Origin of the sequence: Novosphingobium guangzhouense (assembly GCF_002896965.1) — a bacterium.
Classification (GTDB): domain Bacteria; phylum Pseudomonadota; class Alphaproteobacteria; order Sphingomonadales; family Sphingomonadaceae; genus Novosphingobium; species Novosphingobium guangzhouense.
In genome coordinates this window covers 40,738-60,982 of the sequence record NZ_LYMM01000001.1, presented here as the reverse complement: position 1 = coordinate 60,982, position 20,245 = coordinate 40,738, and the positions used below count along the sequence as shown (strand labels likewise).

The window sequence follows — 20,245 nt, the reverse complement described above, 5'->3', positions numbered from 1 at the left end:
GCCCTAGCCCCGATAGTTGTCGATGGTCTTGCCCTGGGTGCGCGGATCAGGGCCGGTGTTGCTATAGAAGCCGTCGGTATGACGGTACTGCCCGAAAAGAACGATGCCGGTGTTTTCGGCTACCGGCCCTGCGATTGATCCTTCGGCAAGCTGGCTGTCCTGCGTAGCATAGGACGTTCTTCCGCTGAATTCCCAATGATCGGACGGCTTCTTCGTGCTCATGACAAGGACGCCGGCGGTGGCCCCCCGGCCGTAGTAGGCGCCCTGCGGACCTTTCAGCACTTCGAACTGTTCAAGCGCGCCTTGATATTGATTTACCGCGGAAATATTGGTCTTGAGGATGCCATCGACGACCAGTGCGACGTTGTTTTCAGCATCGCGCGCGCCGTTTACGCCGCGAATGTTGATCTGCGGATCGCCGATCTGCGCGCCGTTGGAAACGATCGTGACGCCGGGTGTCGAGGCGATCGCCTGTTCAGTCGTGACAATGCCTTTCGTCGCCAGATCCTGACTGGTGAGCACGGTGATGGAGGCCGGCACGTCGGCAAGTTTTTCGCTTTGGCGACGGGCAGTTACGGTGATTTCCGAGGCCGGTTCGGCAAGGCCGCCGGGCGCAGACTGCGCGAAGGACGGAGCGGCGAGAAGCGCGGAAAACGCGATCCCGCAATACAGGTATGCACGTGCGTGAGCCATCGAATTGCTTCCCCTGTTGAGCACTACGATTGGTGATGTCCGCCCTGCGCCCGGTCGTTTTCGACCCTGAGCAATGCAAACCTGACTCACATTTGAAATATTGTACACAAAAAATTTGAATGCCATCCTTGGCATTTACGGGAGAGATCGGATATGATCATAAATCCAATTTAATTCATGGAATTAGCACAAGGCCATATCCAGAAAGGGCCATCTGCACGGTGTTTTGTACACCAAATTGGAAGTAGATCGCTCCGGCACCCGGCCTGAACAATGAGCGCACACAGCGGCACCTAGCGTGCCACAACGATACCCAAGCGGCACCTAAACAGCCACACGCCCACCAGCGGCAATCTGCCTCAGCGGTGGTCAGGCTCCGACATTTGAAACGCCTGTCAGCGGACGAAACCTTCGCCGGATCACCCCCGGCAACGCGAGCGCAAGCCGTACGCGGCAGACGGTACTGTCGCGCACGGCTTGCAGCTCTTGTCCTTGTCCTGTCGCCTAAGGTTGCGGAGCGGGCACAGGCTGCCCGGCGCGAGAGGGGACCGGGAACACCGGCAAACCGCCGGCGCTCCATTCCATCGGCTGTACACGGGGGGAGCGATCGCCGGTGCATTTGCGGTTCGCGCCATCGTTGGCGTGGTAGACGATCCAGGTCCGACGCCCGCCATCGGTGGTGAAGAAACCGTTGTGGCCGGTGGCGTAGACATTGTTCTGCGGCGCCTTCGCCAGCACCGGACGGGGCGACTTGGTCCAGCTTGCGGGGTTCAGCGGATCGCTGCCCGGCTTCGCGTGGAGCATGCCCAGCGCATAATCGTCCGACCAGCAGGCGCTGGCGGAGTAGGCGAGGAACAAGTCTCCCTTTGGACCCGCGAGGAATTCCGGCCCTTCGAGGATCTGGCGGCCGCCCTGCCGTTCGAACGGCAGATCGGGGCGTGCAATCACGGTTTCGCCGGGGCCCAGGGTCCAGGGGTTCACCATCGGCGCGATGGCAAGCACACTGTCCGGGCCGTCATAGGCGGAATAGACGAACCAGCGCTTGCCGCCGTGATCGAACACTGTGCCATCCAGCCCGGTCATTGCCGTGTTGATGCGGCCACGGTCGATCCATTCGCCCTTGAGCGGATCGGCGCCGGCGTTTTCCAGTACGAAGACGCCGCGATGGGCATCGTCGTTATGACCGTCCTGCGCGGCGGTGTAATAGACGTACCATTTGCCGTCGAGGCGGTGCAGTTCGGGCGCCCAGATGCCTTCCGCATTCGGGCCCTTTGCGGGCGGCGTCCAGATCGTATGCTCGGGCGCATCGGCCAGCTTCGCAAGGTCGTCCGTCTGGCGGATCGCGATCCGGTCACCCTTGGTGCCAAGGAAGTAGAAGGTCTTGCCATGATGGACGATCCACGGATCCGGTCCGCTTGCCAGCAGCGGGTTGGTCAGCGTTGCTGTCTGTGTCGATGCAGCGCCCTGCGTTGTGGCTGTCGTCGTGGCTGTCGTCGTGGCGCAGCCCGCCAGCAGCGCGGCCAAAGTCAGAGTGGCGAAAGTGCGGATCACGCACGCCCCTCCATCTCGGCCCACCCCTGCGCGAAGGCGCGCGCGTTCGCGGCGATCTCTGCTGTGCTCAGGCCCGCCTTGTAGAGCGCGGAGCCAAGGCCGAAGCCATCCGCGCCTGCCTTGCGCCACGGCTCCATGTTGGTGGGGCTGATGCCGCCCACAGCCAGCAAGGGCACGTCCTTTGGCAGCACCGCGCGCTGGGCCTTGACCACGGCAGGGCTGGCCGCCTCTGCCGGGAACAGCTTGAGGCCACTGGCCCCCGCCGCCAGCGCGGCGAAAGCCTCGCTCGGCGTGAAGTAGCCCGGCAGCGAGACGAGCCCGCGCTTTGCGCTTTCGGCGATCACCGCAAGGTCGGTGTTGGGCGAAACGATCATCGCGCCGCCTGCATCCTGCACTTGCGCCACCTGCTCTACCGTCAGCACCGTGCCTGCACCGACAATGGCCTGATCGCCAACGCGCCGGGCCAGCTTCTCGATCGTGACGAGCGGATCGGGCGAGTTCAGCGGCACTTCGATCAGGCGGAAGCCCGCCTCCACCAGCACGTCGGCGGCCGCTTCGATCTCGTCGGAGCGGATGCCGCGCAGGATTGCGACGAGGGGAAGCTGGGCAAGCGCGGAAGCAAGGTCGATCATGATGTCATATCCCGGATGCGGGTGATCCCCGCGACGAAGGAGGCATGGCTGTCCACGACGACAGCCTCGGCGCCGATGGCGGCGATGGCGGCGGAATAGAGCCGCGCCAGCAGTCCATCGGCAAGAAGATGGACGGTCTGGCCCGGTTTCACGCGGGCGCGGCAATCGGTGCCAAGCAGCAGCCCGCTGACATAGGCGGCCGCCCCGCCGGGAGCGCGCGCGCCGAGGACCGAAGCTGCACGCACCCCGAACAGCGCGGCAAGCAGGTCGCCGTCGGCGCTGGCCTCAACGCCCTTGCGGAACTCCTCGTCGGCATCGACATCGCCCGCCATTTCGGCGCCGATCAGCGAATGGGCCTTGAGCATGGCAAAGATTTCGCCGGTCATCGCGGTAGTGAAGTCCGCCAGCGCGCCGCCTTTCATGACCGCCCACTTGGCATGGGTGCCCGGCTGGCACAGCAGCGCATCCGCCGGGGCAAGCCCCGCCGCGACCGCGCCCAGAAGCTGCACTTCCTCTCCCCGCATCACGTCCTGGCGACCGTCGCCCCCGTCACGGCAGACACCGGGCACGATGGACACGCCCTCTACCGGGGAGACGAGGTTCGCGGCGATTTCGGCAATCCCGGCAGGCGCGGTGACGTAGCCCGCGTCATGCCAACCCCGGTTCGATCCGACCATGCCCGCCAGCAGCATCGGCAAGCCGCCGTGCCGTGCGCGCAAGTCTGCGACCGCCGCCGGGAACCCGCCTGCCGGGACGGACAGGATGCCCTGATCGTCCCGCTCGGTGGAGGCGACTTCGCCCCCCTCGATCACATAGGCGCGGCGGTTGGTCGTGCCCCAGTCAACAGCGATGAAAGACCCGCTCACCAGAACACCGCATAAAGCACGCAAAGCACCAGAACCACTCCAATCGCTCCTGCATTGAACCCGGTCGACGTCGCATAGCGCACGTCTCCCGTCGAGATCGTATCCTTGTCGGGCCGTGCCGGGGTGGCAAGCGAGACGACGATGGCCAGCACCAGCGCGGCAAGGAACACCAGTCCCATGCGATCCATGAACGGGATGCCCGGCGCCATGACCTTGAAGCCCCACGACAGCGCGACGGAGGCGATCGCGGCGGTGATTGCGCCCGGTTCGTTGGCACGGCGCCAGAACAGACCCAGCAGGAAGATCACGGTGATCCCCGGCGTGAAGAAGCCGGTGAATTCCTGGATGAACTGGAATGCCTGTTCGCTCGACCCGACCAGCGGGCGCGCAGTCAGGATGGCGATGACGATCGAGACGGCAGCGGCGATGCGGCCGATGAGGACCAGCTTGCGTTCCTGCGCCTCACCCGCCGCCTCGGACTTGCGGAACTTGGCCCAGACGTCGAGCGTGAAGATCGTCGCGATCGAATTGATCTTGGACGCGGTGGACGCGATGATCGCCGCCACCAGCGCCGCGAAGACAAGGCCCAGCAGCCCCGGCGGCAACAGGCGCATCATCGTGGGATAGGCTTCATCGGGCTTGGCGAGATCAGGCGCGAGGATGACGGCGGCGATGCCCGGCAGCACGATGATGATCGGCATGATCAGCTTGATGAAGGATGCAAACAGCATGCCCTTCTGCGCCTCGTCGATGGACTTGGCGGCCAGCGCGCGCTGGATGATGTACTGGTTGAAACCCCAGTAGGACAGGTTCGCGATCCACATGCCGCCGATCAGCACCGAAAGGCCCGGAAGGTCGACATAGTGCGGGTTGGACGGCTCAAGGATCATCTCGAAGTGATCGGGCGCGCGCTCCAGCAGGGTGGAGAAGCCCGCGACGATGCCCTGTCCGGCTCCGATCTCGCCCAGCGTCAGGAACGCGATGATGAGGCCGCCCATGACCAGCAGCGTCACCTGGACGATGTCGGTCAGCGCCACCGCCTTCAGGCCGCCGCGCAACTGGTAAAGCAGCGCGAAGACGCCAAGGCCGACCAGCGCCACGTCCTGATTGACGCCCGCCACCTTGGTCACCGCGACGGAGCCCAGCCAGATGATGCTCGTCAGGTTCACGAAGACATAGAGGACCAGCCAGAACACTGCCATCAGCGACCGGATGCCGGGGCCGTAGCGCCGCTCCAGGAACTGCGGCATCGTGTAGATCTCGTTGCGCAGGAAGATCGGCAGGAAGAACTTGCCGACGATCAGCAGCGTGGCCGCCGCCATCCATTCGTAGGAGGCGATGGCAAGGCCGATCGCATAGCCGGAACCGGACATGCCGACGATCTGCTCTGCCGAAATGTTCGCCGCGATCAGCGATGCGCCGATGGCCCACCAGGGCAGGTTCTTGGAGGCAAGGAAGTAGTCGGTCGAATTCTTCGGCCCGGCCCCCGCCTTGTCGCGGCTGACCCATTGCGCAAGGCCGAATATCCCGATCGCGTAAATCACGACCACGGTGATGTCGATCGTCGCCAGTCCCATCTCGTCTCCCCAACGGCATCGACCCGAATCGCGATGGATGCGGGCCTGATCATGCGGCCATGCATAGGGGTGCGTATTTATAATATCAATCTTGACAATGCGCGTGTCGAGCCGTCTCATCGGGCGCTGCGACAGTCATGGGAGATGGAACTTGGTTCGGGGCAGATTGCGCCTTGTGCGCACTATGGCGATTGCCGCAACGGCGGCAACGTTCGGCTTTTCAGGGGCCTGCGCAAGCGCGCAAGGCACTGCAGTTCGGGCCGAAGTGGCGCCCGGTGCGCCGGAGACGCCTTACGTCGATCCCGACAGGGCCTATCTCTTCGCGCATATGACCAAGGAACGCTACGGCGTGCTCTATTACTCGGTCAGCCGCGACGGGCTGCACTGGCAGCAGATCAACGGTGGCCGCCCGGTTTCCGAAGATTACCACGGCCATGCATCGATCGCACGCGGGGCGGACGGGCGCTATTATCTTGTCGGCAACAAGAGCGACGACGATCCGTATATCCGCTTCTGGGTGTCCGACGATCTGGTGACGTGGAAACAGTACGGCACCTACAGGCCGGACCTGTCGAATATCCCCGGCCTGCCCCATGCGATGCAGCGGATTGGCGCGCCCAAGCTGTTCTTCGACGCGCCTTCGGGCAAATTCATGCTGACCTGGCACACCGCGACCGTGCCCGGTGCGCCCGAAGACCCGGAACGCTATTGGGCCAGCCAGCGCACGCTCTATGTCCTCTCGCCCGATCTGAAGCATTTCGACAAACCGCCGCGCCGCCTGTTCGACTGGGACATGGCGACGATCGACACCTTCATCCAGCCCGAGGCGGACGGCAGCGGCTATTGCGCGGTGATCAAGGACGAGCGCTACCCCAGCTACAACTGGACCACCGGCAAGACGGTGCGGATTTCCTGCGCCAAAAGCCTGCTCGGCCCTTATCCCCAGCCCGGTCCGCCGATCAGCCCCAACTTCCGCGAAGCACCCACACTCATCCGCGCGCCGAACGGAGAGGACTGGCTGATGTATTATGAGCAGTATGCCGGCATGGGCTATGGTCTGTCCAAGGCACCGCGCCTTGCAGGGCCGTGGTTCCAGGTTTCGGGCAATACGGGCGTTGCGGAGTGGAACCGCTATGAAATGCCCGCAGGCTTGCGCCACGGCTCCATGATCGCGATCAGCAAGGCGCAGTACGATGCGCTGGTCAAGGCATTCCCGAACCGCTGACGATCAACTGCCGGTGCTGAAGAATTCGACGATCGCGCCTTCGGGGGATCGGACCGCGAATTGCGTGACGGTTCCGTAAGGCGCGATTTCGATCGCTGCCGGCGCGGTGTAGAGCGCCCCGCCCCGGCCGACGATCGCCCCGGCATAGGCGCGCGCGTCCTCCACCTCGAAGCGCAGGCACAGGATACCGACGTTGGGTGCGGCGCAGTCCGCATCGCAGCGGCGACCGTGCATCCCCGCGTTGTGGATCAGTTCGACGCCGCCCACCGAGGGCCCCGGTGGGTTGAAGATCACCACCCGGCGCTCCACCCCGATCGCGGCGGGCAGCGGCAGGCCCAGCACGTCGGCGCCCGGTTCCGCCACCCCCGCGACCATGAAGTCGAGATCCTTGTGCCAGCCCAGAATGTCCACGTAGAAGGCGATGGCGCCTTCGATGTCTGCCACCATCTGGGTCGAATTGAAAACAGCAGAAAGCTTCCCCGAAGCATCCAGTCCCGGCACTTCGGGCGAATAGCGCTGGATCACCGCAAGGTTCAGCCCGTCCGGCCCCACCGCCACGACTTGCCGCACGGAGAAATGCGCCTCGCTATAGTCTACCGGCTCTCCGAACGCCGTCCAGCCATGGCGCTGCAGCCCGCGATAGACCGCGTCCACATCGGCCGAGAACATGTCGACGTCGAAGATGCCGCCGGTATCCCAGGTCCGCTGGCTGGACCGCATGACCTTCTGTTCCACGCCATGAAAGCGCACCAGCCTGAGTGCGCCGCGCCCGCTTTCGGTCTGGCCCGGCACGAACAGGGCATGTTCGATCCGGGTGCATTGCGCAGGCACCTGCCAGGCCGCGAACTGGGCAGGTGGCGCGTCGGGCACATCCACGCGGACATAGCCGCACACCTGGGTCAAAGGAGCGGCCAGCCGTTCGATGTCGAATGTGCTGACGACGGCTTCCTGAATGGGCTGAATGATCATCGCCCGGCAGGATGACTGCCGCCGCCCGCTGCTGTCCTGCGGCAAGCGCGCGAATGTTCGACTGGCGGCGAAAGATCAGCGCCGTGATATCAGGGACGGGAAGCCAGCACCTCGGGCATGTCGCTCGCCACCATTTCGCTGCGGTCGCGTGCGATCGACCACAGGCGACGAGGGGCTTTGGGGTCCCAGTCGATGGCCTGCCCCGGCGTCGCGATGCCAAGCGTGCCGACCAATTCAAGCTGCGAGCCCGCCTCCGGCAACCGCATCGCATAAACTTCAGGACGATCATGGCCCGTGGCGTAGATCAGCCCGTCCGGCCCCCAGCTGAGCCCCGAACAGCTCATCGGCGCCATGCGCGCAAGCACGTCCTTGGGGAAGGCCCATGTCTGTTCGATCCGGAAGTGATCGTCCATGCGCGCCAGCATAGTGTAGCGATAATCCCGCCCCGGCTCGCCGCCCTTGCCGGCATAGTTGGCGAAGACCGCCCACCATTTGCCGTCATGCCGGTCTATGACGGTCAACGATCCCGGCCCGAAGCCCAGGCTGACCGTGCCGTCGTGCTTCAGCGGGCTGGTGGAGAATATCTCGATGGCGCTGGTCTGCGGCACTGCCGGGTAATTGGACGCGGCGCAATAAAGCTTGCTATCCACCACCGTGCAGCTGTTCATGTGCGGGAACAGGCGGCGCTCGCCCTGCCACTGGTCCACTTTCGCGCCGTCCGAAAGGCGGTACTTGCCGATACGGTCGTTGTCGATCGCATAGGCAAAGGTGCCATCCGATGCGGCACCCTGATGCGCTTCCGGCACCGCCATGCGCTTCACCACCGGGGCGGGTTGCGGCGACGGCGCTTGCGCCAGTGCAGAGGTCGATGCGAACAGCGAAAGCACGCAAAGGCGCAGCGAAAGCGGAAAACGGACCATGATAACGCCCCTCTGGATGAATCGCAGGAGCGCTTACGACTGCCATGCTACGCTACCATGTCGGCGCGATGGTGATCAAAGCAGAAGGGGCTGACCTTCCTCCATCGCCAGCAACCAGGCTTTCGTTTCGATTCCTCCGGCGAAGCCCGTAAGGCTACCGCTCTTGCCGATTACGCGGTGGCACGGAGCAATGATCGATATAGGATTGCGGCCATTCGCCGCACCTACCGCCCGGCTGGCGCCGGGACTGCCAAGCGCACGAGCGATCTCGCCATAACTACGCGTCTCGCCAAAGGGGATTTCGAGCAAGGCCGCCCAGACACTGCGCTGAAAATCGGTGCCGCGAAAGTCCAGCGGCAGATCGAAGACCCGCCGCGCATCTGCGAAATATTCGCCTAGCTGGACTTTCGCGATTGCAAGCACCGGATGTTCTTCATCGATGAGCGGGCCAAGCGGCACGCGTTCGGGCCGGTCGTTTTCCCATAGCACCGCGCTCAATCCGGCGTCACCGCCCACCAGCGTGAGTTCGCCCACCGGCGACGGCATCGTGCAACGGTACTGAGGCTGTTCCATGCAGGCTTCCCTTGCCACTGCAACGCCGGGTGTCAATCCGCTGACGGATCATAACCGGAACATTTTATCACCCCGGCGGGAAGGGCGTCACCCGGCACCGATCGAAATCACCGCCCCTTTTGCCGCCGTGGTGGACCTGCCCGGTATTGTCAGGCGCACGGCCCTCGTCAGGAATGGCGATGACCTGTCCGCGGTACTGCCTGTCAGGATGGACTTGAGCAGGAACGTCACCCTCGACTAAAGGCCGTGGCTGTCGACCGCCCTTTCGAGAATGCCATGCTGCCTGTCAAAGATCTTGCCCAACTTGGCCAACGCGTGGCCGCCACTCACGGGTGGGCTGCCGCAAAGGCATTCAAGGCATACACCTGGACCGAACCGGATCAGGCCCGGATCGCGGGTTGCGCTGCCGATCTTCTGAAAGTCTTTCCGCAGCAGCCCGGCACCGGGATACTTCTCAGCGCGGCGCTGGCGGTGCAGTTGGAACGTCATCTTGACGCTCCGGTGCATCTTGTCGCGGGTACTCTCAGCATCGATGGCATGCCGGTACGCGGCAATCGCGCATCCTTCGATGGCCCGCATGTGTTCGGCGCAGAACCGCCGGTATGGGACGGACATGTGTGGGTCATGGTTGGCGCACATATCGTGGACGTGGCGATCTTCGGGCTGGCACGTTCTGCAGACTGCAGGCCGGAACTGGCCAGGCACGTCCATTCCGTATTCGGTCCGGACAAGGGCCTCTATGCCGATCAATGGCGCCGTTCCCGGCGGATGGGCCTTGAGTACGAGCCGCAGTACGTCCTGAGTGACGATGAGGTCAACCGGCTCATGACGGCTGCGTATCACCTGATCTCCGGCGCGTGACGCCGCCCATGGCCCTGCCGATCCTCTACAGTTTTCGCCGCTGCCCCTATGCGATGCGGGCAAGGCTGGCTGTGGCAGTCAGCGCGACCCGATGCGAACTGCGCGAAGTCAAGCTTTCCGCCAAGCCGGAAGACATGCTGGTTGCTTCCCCGAAAGGCACCGTGCCGGTCCTGATCATGCCCGATGGCGAAGTGATCGATCAGAGCATCGACATCATGCGCCGCGTGCTTGCGACCAGCGATCCCGAAGGCTGGCTGGACCGCGATGCCCCGGACCTGATCGCCGCCAACGACACGCGGTTCAAGCACCACCTCGATCGATACAAGTACCCCGAACGCCATGATGCCGACCCGCATGCGCATCGAACCGCCGGGCTCGAATTCCTGCATGAACTGGAAGACCTGCTCCGCCTGAACGCGAATCTTGCGGGTGACGCACGCGGACTGGCCGACGCCGCGGTCATGCCGTTCGTGCGCCAGTTTGCCGCGGTGGATCGGGACTGGTTCGCTGACAGCGGCCCTGCCCGCGTCCAAGCATGGCTTTCGCAACACACAACTTCCGACCTGTTCGAAACAGTCATGGTCCGGGTGTCGCCGTGGACACCCTCTTCGACGCCGCCGATCACCTTTCCCTGCTGAGGCAACGTTTGCCGCTGTCGGACTTTGTTTCCCAGAAGCCGGCCCGTGCATGGGCCAAAACAGGGAAGCAGTCACCCGCATGGAACAGTCCCGCGAGACTTTCGACGACCCTTCGGCCGACGCGGGCAATCGGACGGGCCACAAGCGGCTTCAATTGTACATTCTGGCCGGGTTCGTGCTGGGCCTGTCATCGGGGTTGCTGACTTACACACTGGCTCCCGATGCCGCCTGGATCGCGCCGCTGGTGGAGTATGTGACGACACCGATCGGGCAGATATTCCTGCGCCTGCTGTTCATGCTGGTCCTGCCCCTGCTGTTCTCCGCCCTTGTCATCGGCATTGCCGAAATGGGCGAATTGCGGGCGCTGCGCAGGGTCGGGCTGGCTACCCTGGCCTATACGCTTGTCGTCTCGGGCATCGCGGTTGCCATCAGTCTGGCGCTGGTAAATGTCCTTCGCCCCGGCGACGGCGTCAACCGCGAGGCCGCACGCGATCTGCTGGCCCGAGGCGCGGATTCCGCAGGCAGCATTCTCCAGACCTCCGGCAAATCCGCGTCCGGTGTGGATGCGGTTCTGGCGCTGGTGCCCTCCAACGTGATCACCGCGATGAGCGAGAACGACATCCTTGCCGTCATGTTCTTCGCCATGTTCTTCGGCATCGGCCTGCTGCTGGTCAGGAGCCCCCACACCACCACGCTGAAGGATGCGATCGAGGGCGTCTTCGAAGTTTCGATGAAACTGATCGGCATCGTCATAAAGATGGCGCCGGTCGCGATCTTCTGTTTCATGTTCAACCTTTCGGCGCAGTTCGGCTGGGATCTGCTCGGCAAACTGGCAGCATTCGCCGGTGTCGTGCTGCTGGCGCTGGGATTGCAGATGTTCGGCGTGTTCCCGGCGCTGCTTGCCTTCGTAGCCCGCCGCAATCCGATCACATTCTTCCGTTCTACCCGAGAGGTAAGCCTGCTGGCATTCTCCACCGCCAGTTCCAACGCCACCCTGCCCACTTCCCTGCGCGTGGCGGATGAGGAACTTGGCCTTCCCAACAGGATCGCCCGCTTCGTCCTGACCATCGGCGCAACCGCCAACCAGAACGGCACCGCGATGTTCGAAGGTGTGACGGTGCTGTTCCTGGCCCAATTCTTCGGCGTGGAACTTGATCTCTGGCAACAGCTCTACGTCATGCTGATCTGCATTCTTGCGGGCATCGGCACGGCGGGAGTTCCTGCGGGATCGCTGCCTGTGGTGGCGCTGATCCTGGGCAGCGTCGGCGTGCCGCCGGAAGGCATCGGACTGATCATTGGCGTCGATCGGTTTCTCGACATGTGCCGCACCACTCTCAATGTGATCGGCGACCTTGTGTGCGCGACCGTGATCTCCGCCATAAGCGAGCGGCACGCCGAGCCCTGACTGCCGGACAGTCCCGACGGGCAAATGTGTCAGTCTGCGACAAATTACACCTTTACTACACCGCGCGAGGCTCTATCCCCCCATGTCGCTAATGCATACGATTCGCATTAGCGACATGGGGAATTATCATGCTTCGTAGTTTTGCCGCCCGCGCGCTTGGCGGCGCGTCCGCTGTTGCCTTTTTCGTTGCCGCTCCTGTCCATGCGCAGGATGCCACTGTCGAGAAAGAGGAACAGGCCGGCGACTTCCTGGGCACCATCGACATCGGCACCAGCACCCGCGCCATCCAGACCGACACCGCGACGCCGATCACCGTGATCGACCGCGAGGAGATCGAGGATCGCCAGGCATCCACCATCGCCGAGCTGCTTGATTCCGTGCCCGGCGTGACGCTCATCAACGGGTCCACGCCGATCGGGTCGGGGATCAACATCCGCGGCTTCGGCGCCAACGGCACATACGGCACCGACCAGAAGGTAGCCTTCGTGGTTGACGGCGCCACCACCGGCTCCGAGGAAATCTATCGCGTCGGCACTCAGCTTTTCACCGACCCGCTGCTTTACAAGCAGGCGCAGGTGATCCGCGGCACCGTGGGCAGCTTCGAATGGGGATCGGGCATCATCGGCGGCGTCGTGCTGTTGGAAACCAACGATGCATCCAGCGTCCTGCACGGCAAGACGGGCATTGCCGCCAGCCAGACCGTATCGGGCCAGACCAACCGCAACGGCTTCGCGACCTCAACCACCGTCGCGGCGATGCCGACCGAACAGTTCGAATTCCTGGCGAACTACACCTGGCGCACGCAGGGCACTCAAAAGGACGGCCACGGCGACCGCATCGGCAACAGTTCGTTCGACCTGCCCAGCTTCCTGGTGAAAGGCGCATTCCACTTCGGCGCGGACAACGCCCACACCATTGCTGCCAGCTTCAACCAGACGACGACCAGCGACCGCGATGTTCCGTATGACAGCTTCGGGACCACGGCGGGCATCTTCGGCAACGTGGACCGCGACACCAAGAGCCAGGTGCTGACGGTGTCCTACGGCTACAAGCCGGTCGACAATGACGCGGTCAACCTGCAGCTGCTGTACACATATGCCAATCAGGAAATCGACCAGAGTGCCGTCGGCACGCCGATCTCGCCCGTTCTGGATGCCGATCATCGGTATGAAACCTCCAAGATCACGCTGAAGAACGCCTCGCTGTTCTCCACCGGGCCGATCCGCCACAACCTGCACTTCGGCGTCGAATACATCCACAAGGTTCGTGCGGACGCAAACAGCGCGCCGGGCGGCACCGACAACCGCATGGCGGCCTTTGCGGTGGACGAGATCGCGCTGTTCCGCGGCTTCACGCTGAGCCCGGCGATCCGCTGGGAAACCTCGAACATCAAGTCCAACCGCACCGGTACGCCGGTATCGTACAACAACACGGCATGGATGGGCGGCGTATCGGCCCGTTATGAACTGCCGTTCGGCCTTGCCGCGTTCGGTAGCTGGGCGCGCACCCGCAACCTGCCGATCATCGATGACCTCGACAATGCCACGTACATGAACCAGCCCGAAAAGAGCCGGACCTGGGAAGCGGGCGGCTCGTTCGACCGCACCGATTTGCTGGGCAAGGGCGATCATCTGGCGATCAAGGTCAACTACTACGACACCGAACTGACCGACAACACCGCCTATTCGGGCGTAAGCGAAGTCTACCTCGACGGCTTCGAGATCGAGGCGTCCTACGCCACCGCGGACGGCCTCTACTTCGACTTCAACGCCACGATTCCCGACGGCGAGCGCCTGCGCACTACCGGCGTTATCGACGACTGGACCAACCTGCCGCAGAAGACTTACATGCTTTCGGCGGGCAAGCGCTTCGGCAAGCTGTTCGATGTGCGCTGGGAAAGCACGCTGGGCGAAGACCTGAACATCAACGGCACCGAGCACAAGGGCTTCGACGTCCACAACCTGCGTGCCACGATCACGCCCAGCGGCGGTATCTTCGACAACGTCGCCCTGCGCCTGAGCGTGGAGAACATCTTCGACACTTATTACCAGTCGGCGCTGTCCACCCGCCCGGCGGTGGGCCGCAACTTCAAGGCCGCTCTCTCGAAGATGTTCTAAGGGGGGCGAGGCGGACATGGGTTACTGGATGGGCAGATCCGAGTTCGGGACCGGTCCTTTCGCGCGGATCGACCTGAACGCCATGGCCGCCTCGGTCACCGCGCATGCCGTGGTGGCAGCGCTGCTGGTCTTCACCTGGGGTGAAACGGTGCTGGTGGAAGGGGGCACGCGCTCCACCCTCGTCAGCATCGACCTGTCCACCCGCGAAGGTGGGCCAGGCCCCAAGGCGCCGTCTCCCGCCGAAGCGGAAAGACCCCAGGAACGTGCAGTGACGCCGCCTGACGAGGTTCCCTCGCAAGCGGTCGTAACCGAGCCAAGGCCCGCCGTTCAGCCCTTGCCCGCGCCCGCAGCCCCGGCGGGCGGCGGCGGACAGGGCCGCACCGGCGATGGCACGGCGGCAACGACGACACGGCAATTGCCGGTAGCCAAGCTGATCCCCGTCGCCACGCTTGTCACCCCGATTTCCGCCCCCGGTCCACAGACACGCGCGGCTGAAGGCGTGGCGGAGGCGCGCGGGCGCGGCGGCAGCGGCGGCGGCAGTACCGATCAGGCGGGCAATTCCGCCGTCAGCAACTTCAAGGGCCGCATCTACCAGCACCTGCAACGCCATCGCCGGGGCAACACCATCGGCGCGGGTGCGGCGTTGATCGGCTTCACCATCGAACCGGACGGCTCCGCTCGAACGATACAGGTCGCGCGCACATCGGGGTCTTCGCGCTTCGATCACGAAGCCATGGCGCTCGTCCGCCGCGCCTCCCCCTTCCCGCGTCCGCCGGATGGCACCGCGCACAGCTTCACGTTCGAAATTACCGGGCAATGACCCTTAGCTCTCTCACGAGGACAAAGCAGACCATGACCAGACTTTCCGCAGGTATCGCCGCCCTGCTGTGCGCCGCGGGCATCGCGCCCGGCGCCGCGAGCGCCCACACATCGTACCTCCTGCCGAAATTCTTCGCGGCCAACACCGAGAAGATGGTGACGGTGGAATCGGCCTTCGCCGAAAAGTTCTTCCGCCCCGAAGTGCCGGTGGATGCAAAGGATTATCACGTCATCCTTCCCGACGGTTCGCGCGGCAGCTTCCAGTCGATCACGCCGCTCAAGCAGATGGTCGTGCTTGAAAGCGCGCTTGACGCCGAGGGCACCTATCGCTTCACCACCGGCGTCCGCCTTGGCCGGGTAGGCAAGAGCGCGCTTGTCGGCGGGCAGTGGCGCCCGGTCCACGGCGAAGTGCCCAAGGAGGCGACGCAGGTCCGCACCAGCCAGACCGAGACGGTCGCCGATGCCTATGTATCCAAGAAGCAGCCCACCCGTGCACCCGTGGACGTCGCCATCGGCCGCCTGCGCATCCAGCCGGTCACTCACCCCAACGAGCTCTATCTCGACACCCCGTTCGCGCTGACAGTGCTGTTCGACGGCAAACCGATGGCCGGACAGGAACTCGACCTCGATCGCGGCGGCGCGGATTATGAGGAAGCGCTCAGCCACCGGCAGGTAAAGACCGATGCGGCAGGCAAGCTTGTCCTCAAGTTCGACCGTCCGGGCACTTACGTCCTGATGACGCGCCACCGCGCCGCTGCGCCTGCAGGCTCAGGCACCGATGAGCGCAGCTACACCACCTCACTCACATTCCAGGTGGAAGAATAAGCCGATTCAAGCAAAGCTAAGTTCAACGGAGAAGACCCATGACCAAGACCCACTTCAGCACCGGCATTGCCGCTCTTGCCCTTGCCCTCGCCGCCAGCCAGGGCGCAGCCGCTCAATCGAACGAGGAACGCCGCGCCGCGCCCGGTCACGGGAAGGAAGCGTTCCTGCGCGAGAATGACAGCGATCACGATGGACGCGTGACGGCAGCCGAATTCACCGCCGCCCGCACCGCCAAGTACCACACCTTCGATCTCGACGGTGACGGCAAAGTCAGCGAGGCGGAATACGTCGGCGAATTTACCGCCCGCTTCAAGGATGCCAAGGTGCCCGAGGGCCAGCTCAAGCAGGCGCACGTGCGTTTCGGCGTGCTGGACACCGACAAGGACGGCAATCTGTCGCTGGCGGAATTCAACGCCTCGGGTGATCGCATGTTCAAGAAGCTCGACAGCAATGGTGACGGCGTCGTCGATGCTGCGGACACCTCGGGCTCGTATTGAGAACAACGGCAGGCTGGCGGCGGCGGCCGCGATGAAGTAGGCAGGCGGCGATGGAAATCCGCCAGCTCAGACACTTCCTCGCGGTGGCCGAGGCCCGCAACTTCCGGCTTGCGGCGGAACGGGTAAACCTTTCGCAGCAGGCCGTCAGCAAAAGCATCCTGCAGCTTGAGCGCAGCCTGTCGGTCACCCTGTTCGAAAGGGGCCGGCAGGCCGTGCTGCTGACCGAGGAAGGCCGGCAACTGCTGGCCTATGCACGCGATATCCTGGCCGATGTGCGCCGCTTCGACGATGCCCTTGCCGATACCATGGGCCGCAAGTTCGGCCATTTGCGGATCGGCGCAACGCCAAACCTGTTGAGCGAGGCCATTCCGGAAACGCTGCAGACGTTCCACGAACGCTACCCGCAGACGCGCCTGTCGGTCGATCGCGGGGACTTCCCCTTGCTGCGCGACACGATGCTGCAGGGTGATCTCGACCTGATCCTGTGCTCCAGCCCCGATCAGGTGCCCCGCCACCTTGTCACCACCAGCGTCATCGCACGCGACCGCAACGTGGTGGTGGTGCGCAAGGATCACCCGCTTGGCCAGTCAAAGGCCGTCACGTCAGCGATGCTTGCCGATTATCCCATGCTGGCGATCCATAACTACCCGCGCGGTGAAGCTTATCTGGAGCGCATTTTCGCAGGTAATCCCACCCCGCGCCCGATGCTGAAGGCCGCCTCGATAGATTTCGCCATGGCCTGGCTGCGGCGCAGCGAATTCTGGTGGATCGCACCACTGCGGCAGGTGCAGCCGCACGTTCGCGACGGTATTCTGACCATCCTGCCGATGGAACCGCAAGACGAAGGCTGGGATCTGGTCATGGCAACGCGCCGCCATGCCCGCCCTACCCCACTGGTGACCGCTTATTGCGACATCGTGAAAGCCTATCTGCAAAGGGATGCAACCGATTGATTGACAACTGATAGTTGTCGTAAAATCTCCCGATTTGCTGGTTAGCACCCCATCGTCCCCGTAGACCCCAAGGCGAGAAGCGACGCGGCCGTGTTCAGGCTGAGGACGTCAAGGGAGTTCGCATGGCCGGTCCGACCAAAGGTTACGCATCCACGGGTGTGGGCCAGATCCACTATCGCTCGGTCGAAGGACCGGGCATTCCGCTGATCCTGCTCCACCGCACCCCGGTATCTTCGTCCAGCTTCGATGCGGTCTTGCGCTATCTTGACGGCCGCAATGCCGCCGTTGCATTCGACACGCCCGGCTTCGGGCAGTCCTTCCGCCCTGAAGGCCAGCCCTCTGCCGAAAACTATGGCCGCTGGCTGCTTGACGCGCTTGATGCCCTTGGCATTGATGCCTTTCACCTGGCCGCACATCACACCGGCACCCATTTCGCCGCCGAAATGGCGCGCCTTGCTCCTGAACGGGTGCAGTCGCTGACCCTGTCCGGCGTGCTTTATGCGCCGCCCGAAGAGCGTACGAAGCTGCGCGCCGATATCGGTAATGCCGCGCCGATCGCGCGCGACGGGTCACACGTTTCCGATTGCTGGGATCTGATGAAAAGCCTGTTCCTCGACTATGACGGCCCGCTCGTTCATGCCGAAACGATGGGCGCGCTCACGGCAATGGGAGCGCGCGATCAGGCCTTCGATGCCATCTTCGTGCAGGATTTCGCTGCGGTCTTCCGGCAGGTTCGCTGCCCCGTGCAGGTCGTGCAGGCGGCCGACGACCCGCTAACCCTTGGCGGCATGCTTGCCCGCTTCCGCAGTGATTTTCCCGAAGTTCCTTTCCATCCCACAGGCCCGGCTTTTCTGGCCACGCCCGAACGCCAGCCGGGTCAGTTCGCCCGCGCGGTGCTCGACTTTATCCAGCCCTCACACGAAACGGACAAGACCATGGAAAACAAGCGCTATACGCTGAAGCAGGGCACCAACGGCTATGACCTTGCGCGGGCAGACGCGCCGCCACCGGCTCCCGCTCAGGGCGAAGTTCTGGTGCGGGTGCACGCGGTATCGATCAACCGCCGCGACGTGAGCGTCCGCGACCTTAGCTACCCGGTGAACGGCGCCGACAACTTCACCCCGCTGTCCGACGCGGCCGGAGAGATCGTCGCCATCGGCGCGGGCGTAGAAGGCTGGCGCGTGGGGGACCGCGTGGCGTCGACGTTCTGCCAGAACTGGGCGGGCGGACGGCTGACGCTGCCTGCTGCCGTCTCTGCGCTCGGCGGCGGCGGACCCGGCGTTTTCGCGCAGTACGTGGTGCTTTCGGCCGATGGCATCACCCGCATCCCCGAAGGCTGGAGCTGGGAGGAAGCCGCCAGCCTGCCTTGTGCGGGCGTAACGGCATGGCGCGCGCTGATGACGCTGGGCAAGCTGGAAAAGGATGACTGGGTGCTGATCATCGGCACTGGCGGCGTCGCTCTGTTCGCCCTGCAGATCGCAGTGGCGGCAGGCGCAAAGGCCATCGTCCTGTCGTCCAGCGATGCCAAGATCGAAGCGGTGAAGGCGATGGGTGCCCATTCCGGCGTCAACTACGCCAACACCCCCGACTGGGCCGACACCGTGCGCGGGATCACCGGCGGGGCCGGCGTGAACCACGTGGTCGAACTGGGCGGCAGCGGCACGTTGGGCAAGTCCGTCGCCAGCCTTGGGCTTGACGGCCACCTTGCCCTGATCGGCGCGCTTGACGGCTTCGGCGGAGACATTCCGGCGATGCCGATGATCTTCGCCGCGCTGCGCGTCAGCGCGATCATGGTCGGCTCGCGCGCCGATCAGGAAGCGCTCATCGCCTTCATGGAGGACAAGGCGCTGCGTCCGGTCATCGACCGTGTCTTCCCGTTCGAGCAGGCCGAAGATGCCTATGCCCGCACTGCATCGGGGGCCTTCGGCAAAGTCATCGTAACCCTTAACGGCGCGGCCTGACTGGAGTATCCCGGAATGTCAAAGCACATCGTAATCGTCGGCGGCGGGATCGCCGGCATGACCGCCGCCGCCGCGCTGGCGCAGCAGGATTTCCGCGTGACGCTGCTTGAATCGGCACCGCAGCTTGGAGAGATCGGCGCGGGTGTCACCCTGTCCCCCAATGCGATGAAGGGGCTGGATTTCCTCGGCGTCTGCGAAACCGCAGCGGCAGTCGGCGTCGAGCCTACGCGTCAGCGCATCCAGCATTGGGAGGACGGGCGCACTCTGGTGCAGATGGATCGCTCCACCCAGCGCGCCAAGTATGGCGCGCCCTACGTCACCATTCACCGCGCCGACCTGCACGAAGTCCTGACCGGCGCAGCCCTTGCCGCCGGGGTCGAAGTGCGCTGCGGCGCGAACGTGGTGGGCAGCGAGGGGCCGAGTGCAATCCTTGCCGATGGCACGCGCATCACCGGCGACCTGCTGGTCGGTGCGGACGGCGTGAAATCCGTAATCCGGGAACGTTTCGAAACCACGCCTGCCCATTTCACCGGCCACGTCGCATGGCGCGCGCTGGTGCCGGTGACGCCGGAACTGCAGGAACTGTCCGACTTCCCCGGTATCTTCATCGGCCCCGGCGCGATGCTCAACCGCTACAACATTCGCGGCTCGAAGATCATGAACCTTGTCTTCTTCGCAAGGCAGGCCGGATGGAACGAGGAAGGCTGGACGATCCCCGCCGACCCCGCCGAAATTCGCCAGATCTACGCGGGCTGGTGCGACGATGCGCAAACGCTGATCGACGCGGCCTGCCGCCAGCCCCTGTTCAAGTGGGCGATCAACGCGCGCAGTGCGCTTCCCAACTGGATCATCGATGACAACGTGACGCTGATCGGAGATGCCGCCCATGCCATGACGCCGTTCCTCGGCCATGGTGCGGCTTGCGGGATCGAGGATGCAGTCGTTCTCGCCCGTGCCCTGCGCGCCTCGGATACGATCGGTGAGGGCCTGCACCGTTATCAGGCGGCGCGGCATGAGCGCGCCAGCTTCATCCAGGCGGAATCCAACGCCAACGCGGACCGGATGCAGGGGCAGGATGCCGCCTTGTTCGGGCTGGGTGAAATGAAGGACGAGGAATCGCTGGGCCTGTTCCAGTACGATTGCCGCACGGTGGAAGTATGACC

Annotated in this window: 20 protein-coding genes; 12 read left to right on the top strand and 8 right to left on the bottom strand. The window is 64.1% G+C overall.

Features of this window, described 5'->3' with window-relative positions:
- Positions 1-3 precede the first annotated feature (3 nt).
- The 5 genes from A8V01_RS29070 to A8V01_RS00235 all read right to left on the bottom strand — a co-directional run bounded on the left by A8V01_RS29070 (position 4) and on the right by A8V01_RS00235 (position 5,319).
- Entirely contained in the window at positions 4-693 is a 690-nt protein-coding gene (locus tag A8V01_RS29070; protein ID WP_245892171.1) for a TonB-dependent receptor plug domain-containing protein, read from the bottom strand.
- Positions 694-1,197: 504 nt separating this feature from the next.
- On the bottom strand, positions 1,198-2,244 hold the full coding sequence (locus A8V01_RS00250; RefSeq protein WP_103093950.1) for a glycoside hydrolase family 43 protein: 1,047 nt from the start codon (positions 2,242-2,244) through the stop codon (positions 1,198-1,200).
- On the bottom strand, positions 2,241-2,876 hold the full coding sequence (locus A8V01_RS00245; RefSeq protein WP_103093949.1) for a 2-dehydro-3-deoxy-6-phosphogalactonate aldolase: 636 nt from the start codon (positions 2,874-2,876) through the stop codon (positions 2,241-2,243). The genes A8V01_RS00250 and A8V01_RS00245 overlap by 4 nt, the downstream gene beginning before the upstream one ends.
- Positions 2,873-3,742 carry a 2-dehydro-3-deoxygalactonokinase gene (locus tag A8V01_RS00240; protein WP_170065785.1) on the bottom strand — a complete coding sequence of 290 codons (870 nt, stop codon included), beginning with the start codon at positions 3,740-3,742 and terminating at the stop codon, positions 2,873-2,875. Before A8V01_RS00240 ends, A8V01_RS00245 begins: the two co-directional genes overlap by 4 nt.
- The gene (locus A8V01_RS00235) at positions 3,739-5,319 is read right to left on the bottom strand and encodes a sodium/sugar symporter (protein ID WP_103094172.1); all 1,581 of its coding nucleotides are present in this window, start codon (positions 5,317-5,319) and stop codon (positions 3,739-3,741) included. Before A8V01_RS00235 ends, A8V01_RS00240 begins: the two co-directional genes overlap by 4 nt.
- Before the next feature lie 166 nt (positions 5,320-5,485).
- Between A8V01_RS00235 and A8V01_RS00230 the strand changes: the two genes are divergently transcribed.
- Positions 5,486-6,544 (top strand): family 43 glycosylhydrolase, encoded by a 1,059-nt coding sequence (locus A8V01_RS00230; protein ID WP_425437237.1) that lies wholly within the window; start codon positions 5,486-5,488, stop codon positions 6,542-6,544.
- Between the two features lie 3 nt (positions 6,545-6,547).
- Here A8V01_RS00230 and A8V01_RS00225 read toward each other — a convergent pair whose 3' ends face one another.
- From A8V01_RS00225 to A8V01_RS00215, 3 genes are all read right to left on the bottom strand, one after another.
- Positions 6,548-7,513, bottom strand: coding sequence for a VOC family protein (locus A8V01_RS00225; RefSeq protein WP_103093946.1), 966 nt, complete (start codon positions 7,511-7,513; stop codon positions 6,548-6,550).
- Positions 7,514-7,602: 89 nt separating this feature from the next.
- Entirely contained in the window at positions 7,603-8,433 is an 831-nt protein-coding gene (locus A8V01_RS00220) for a hypothetical protein (RefSeq protein WP_103093945.1), read from the bottom strand.
- Between the two features lie 75 nt (positions 8,434-8,508).
- Positions 8,509-9,006, bottom strand: a complete 498-nt coding sequence (locus A8V01_RS00215; RefSeq protein ID WP_103093944.1) for a methylated-DNA--[protein]-cysteine S-methyltransferase — start codon at positions 9,004-9,006, stop codon at positions 8,509-8,511.
- On the opposite strand from A8V01_RS00215, the gene A8V01_RS00210 reads away from it, so the two are divergent.
- From A8V01_RS00210 to A8V01_RS00160, 11 genes are all read left to right on the top strand, one after another.
- Positions 9,005-9,247, top strand: coding sequence for a hypothetical protein (locus A8V01_RS00210; protein ID WP_103093943.1), 243 nt, complete (start codon positions 9,005-9,007; stop codon positions 9,245-9,247). The genes A8V01_RS00215 and A8V01_RS00210 overlap by 2 nt on opposite strands.
- Positions 9,248-9,282: 35 nt before the next feature.
- Complete coding sequence (locus A8V01_RS00205) at positions 9,283-9,867, top strand: hypothetical protein (RefSeq protein WP_103094171.1); 585 nt, start codon at positions 9,283-9,285, stop codon at positions 9,865-9,867.
- Between the two features lie 8 nt (positions 9,868-9,875).
- Positions 9,876-10,505 (top strand): glutathione S-transferase, encoded by a 630-nt coding sequence (locus tag A8V01_RS00200; RefSeq protein ID WP_103093942.1) that lies wholly within the window; start codon positions 9,876-9,878, stop codon positions 10,503-10,505.
- A gap of 79 nt (positions 10,506-10,584) precedes the next feature.
- On the top strand, positions 10,585-11,910 hold the full coding sequence (locus A8V01_RS00195; RefSeq protein WP_103094170.1) for a dicarboxylate/amino acid:cation symporter: 1,326 nt from the start codon (positions 10,585-10,587) through the stop codon (positions 11,908-11,910).
- A gap of 128 nt (positions 11,911-12,038) precedes the next feature.
- Positions 12,039-14,027, top strand: a complete 1,989-nt coding sequence (locus A8V01_RS00190; RefSeq protein WP_103093941.1) for a TonB-dependent receptor plug domain-containing protein — start codon at positions 12,039-12,041, stop codon at positions 14,025-14,027.
- Between the two features lie 16 nt (positions 14,028-14,043).
- Positions 14,044-14,847: an energy transducer TonB family protein gene (locus A8V01_RS00185; RefSeq protein ID WP_103093940.1), complete on the top strand. Its 804-nt coding sequence runs from the start codon at positions 14,044-14,046 to the stop codon at positions 14,845-14,847.
- 32 nt (positions 14,848-14,879) lie between these two features.
- Positions 14,880-15,671, top strand: a complete 792-nt coding sequence (locus A8V01_RS00180; RefSeq protein WP_103093939.1) for a DUF4198 domain-containing protein — start codon at positions 14,880-14,882, stop codon at positions 15,669-15,671.
- A gap of 38 nt (positions 15,672-15,709) precedes the next feature.
- Complete coding sequence (locus A8V01_RS00175) at positions 15,710-16,168, top strand: EF-hand domain-containing protein (protein ID WP_103093938.1); 459 nt, start codon at positions 15,710-15,712, stop codon at positions 16,166-16,168.
- A 50-nt stretch (positions 16,169-16,218) separates the two neighbouring features.
- The gene (locus A8V01_RS00170; RefSeq protein WP_103093937.1) at positions 16,219-17,121 is read left to right on the top strand and encodes a LysR family transcriptional regulator; all 903 of its coding nucleotides are present in this window, start codon (positions 16,219-16,221) and stop codon (positions 17,119-17,121) included.
- A gap of 122 nt (positions 17,122-17,243) precedes the next feature.
- On the top strand, positions 17,244-19,082 hold the full coding sequence (locus A8V01_RS00165) for an alpha/beta fold hydrolase (protein ID WP_103093936.1): 1,839 nt from the start codon (positions 17,244-17,246) through the stop codon (positions 19,080-19,082).
- 15 nt (positions 19,083-19,097) lie between these two features.
- Positions 19,098-20,243 carry an FAD-dependent oxidoreductase gene (locus A8V01_RS00160; protein WP_103093935.1) on the top strand — a complete coding sequence of 382 codons (1,146 nt, stop codon included), beginning with the start codon at positions 19,098-19,100 and terminating at the stop codon, positions 20,241-20,243.
- The last annotated feature ends 2 nt before the right edge of the window (positions 20,244-20,245 follow it).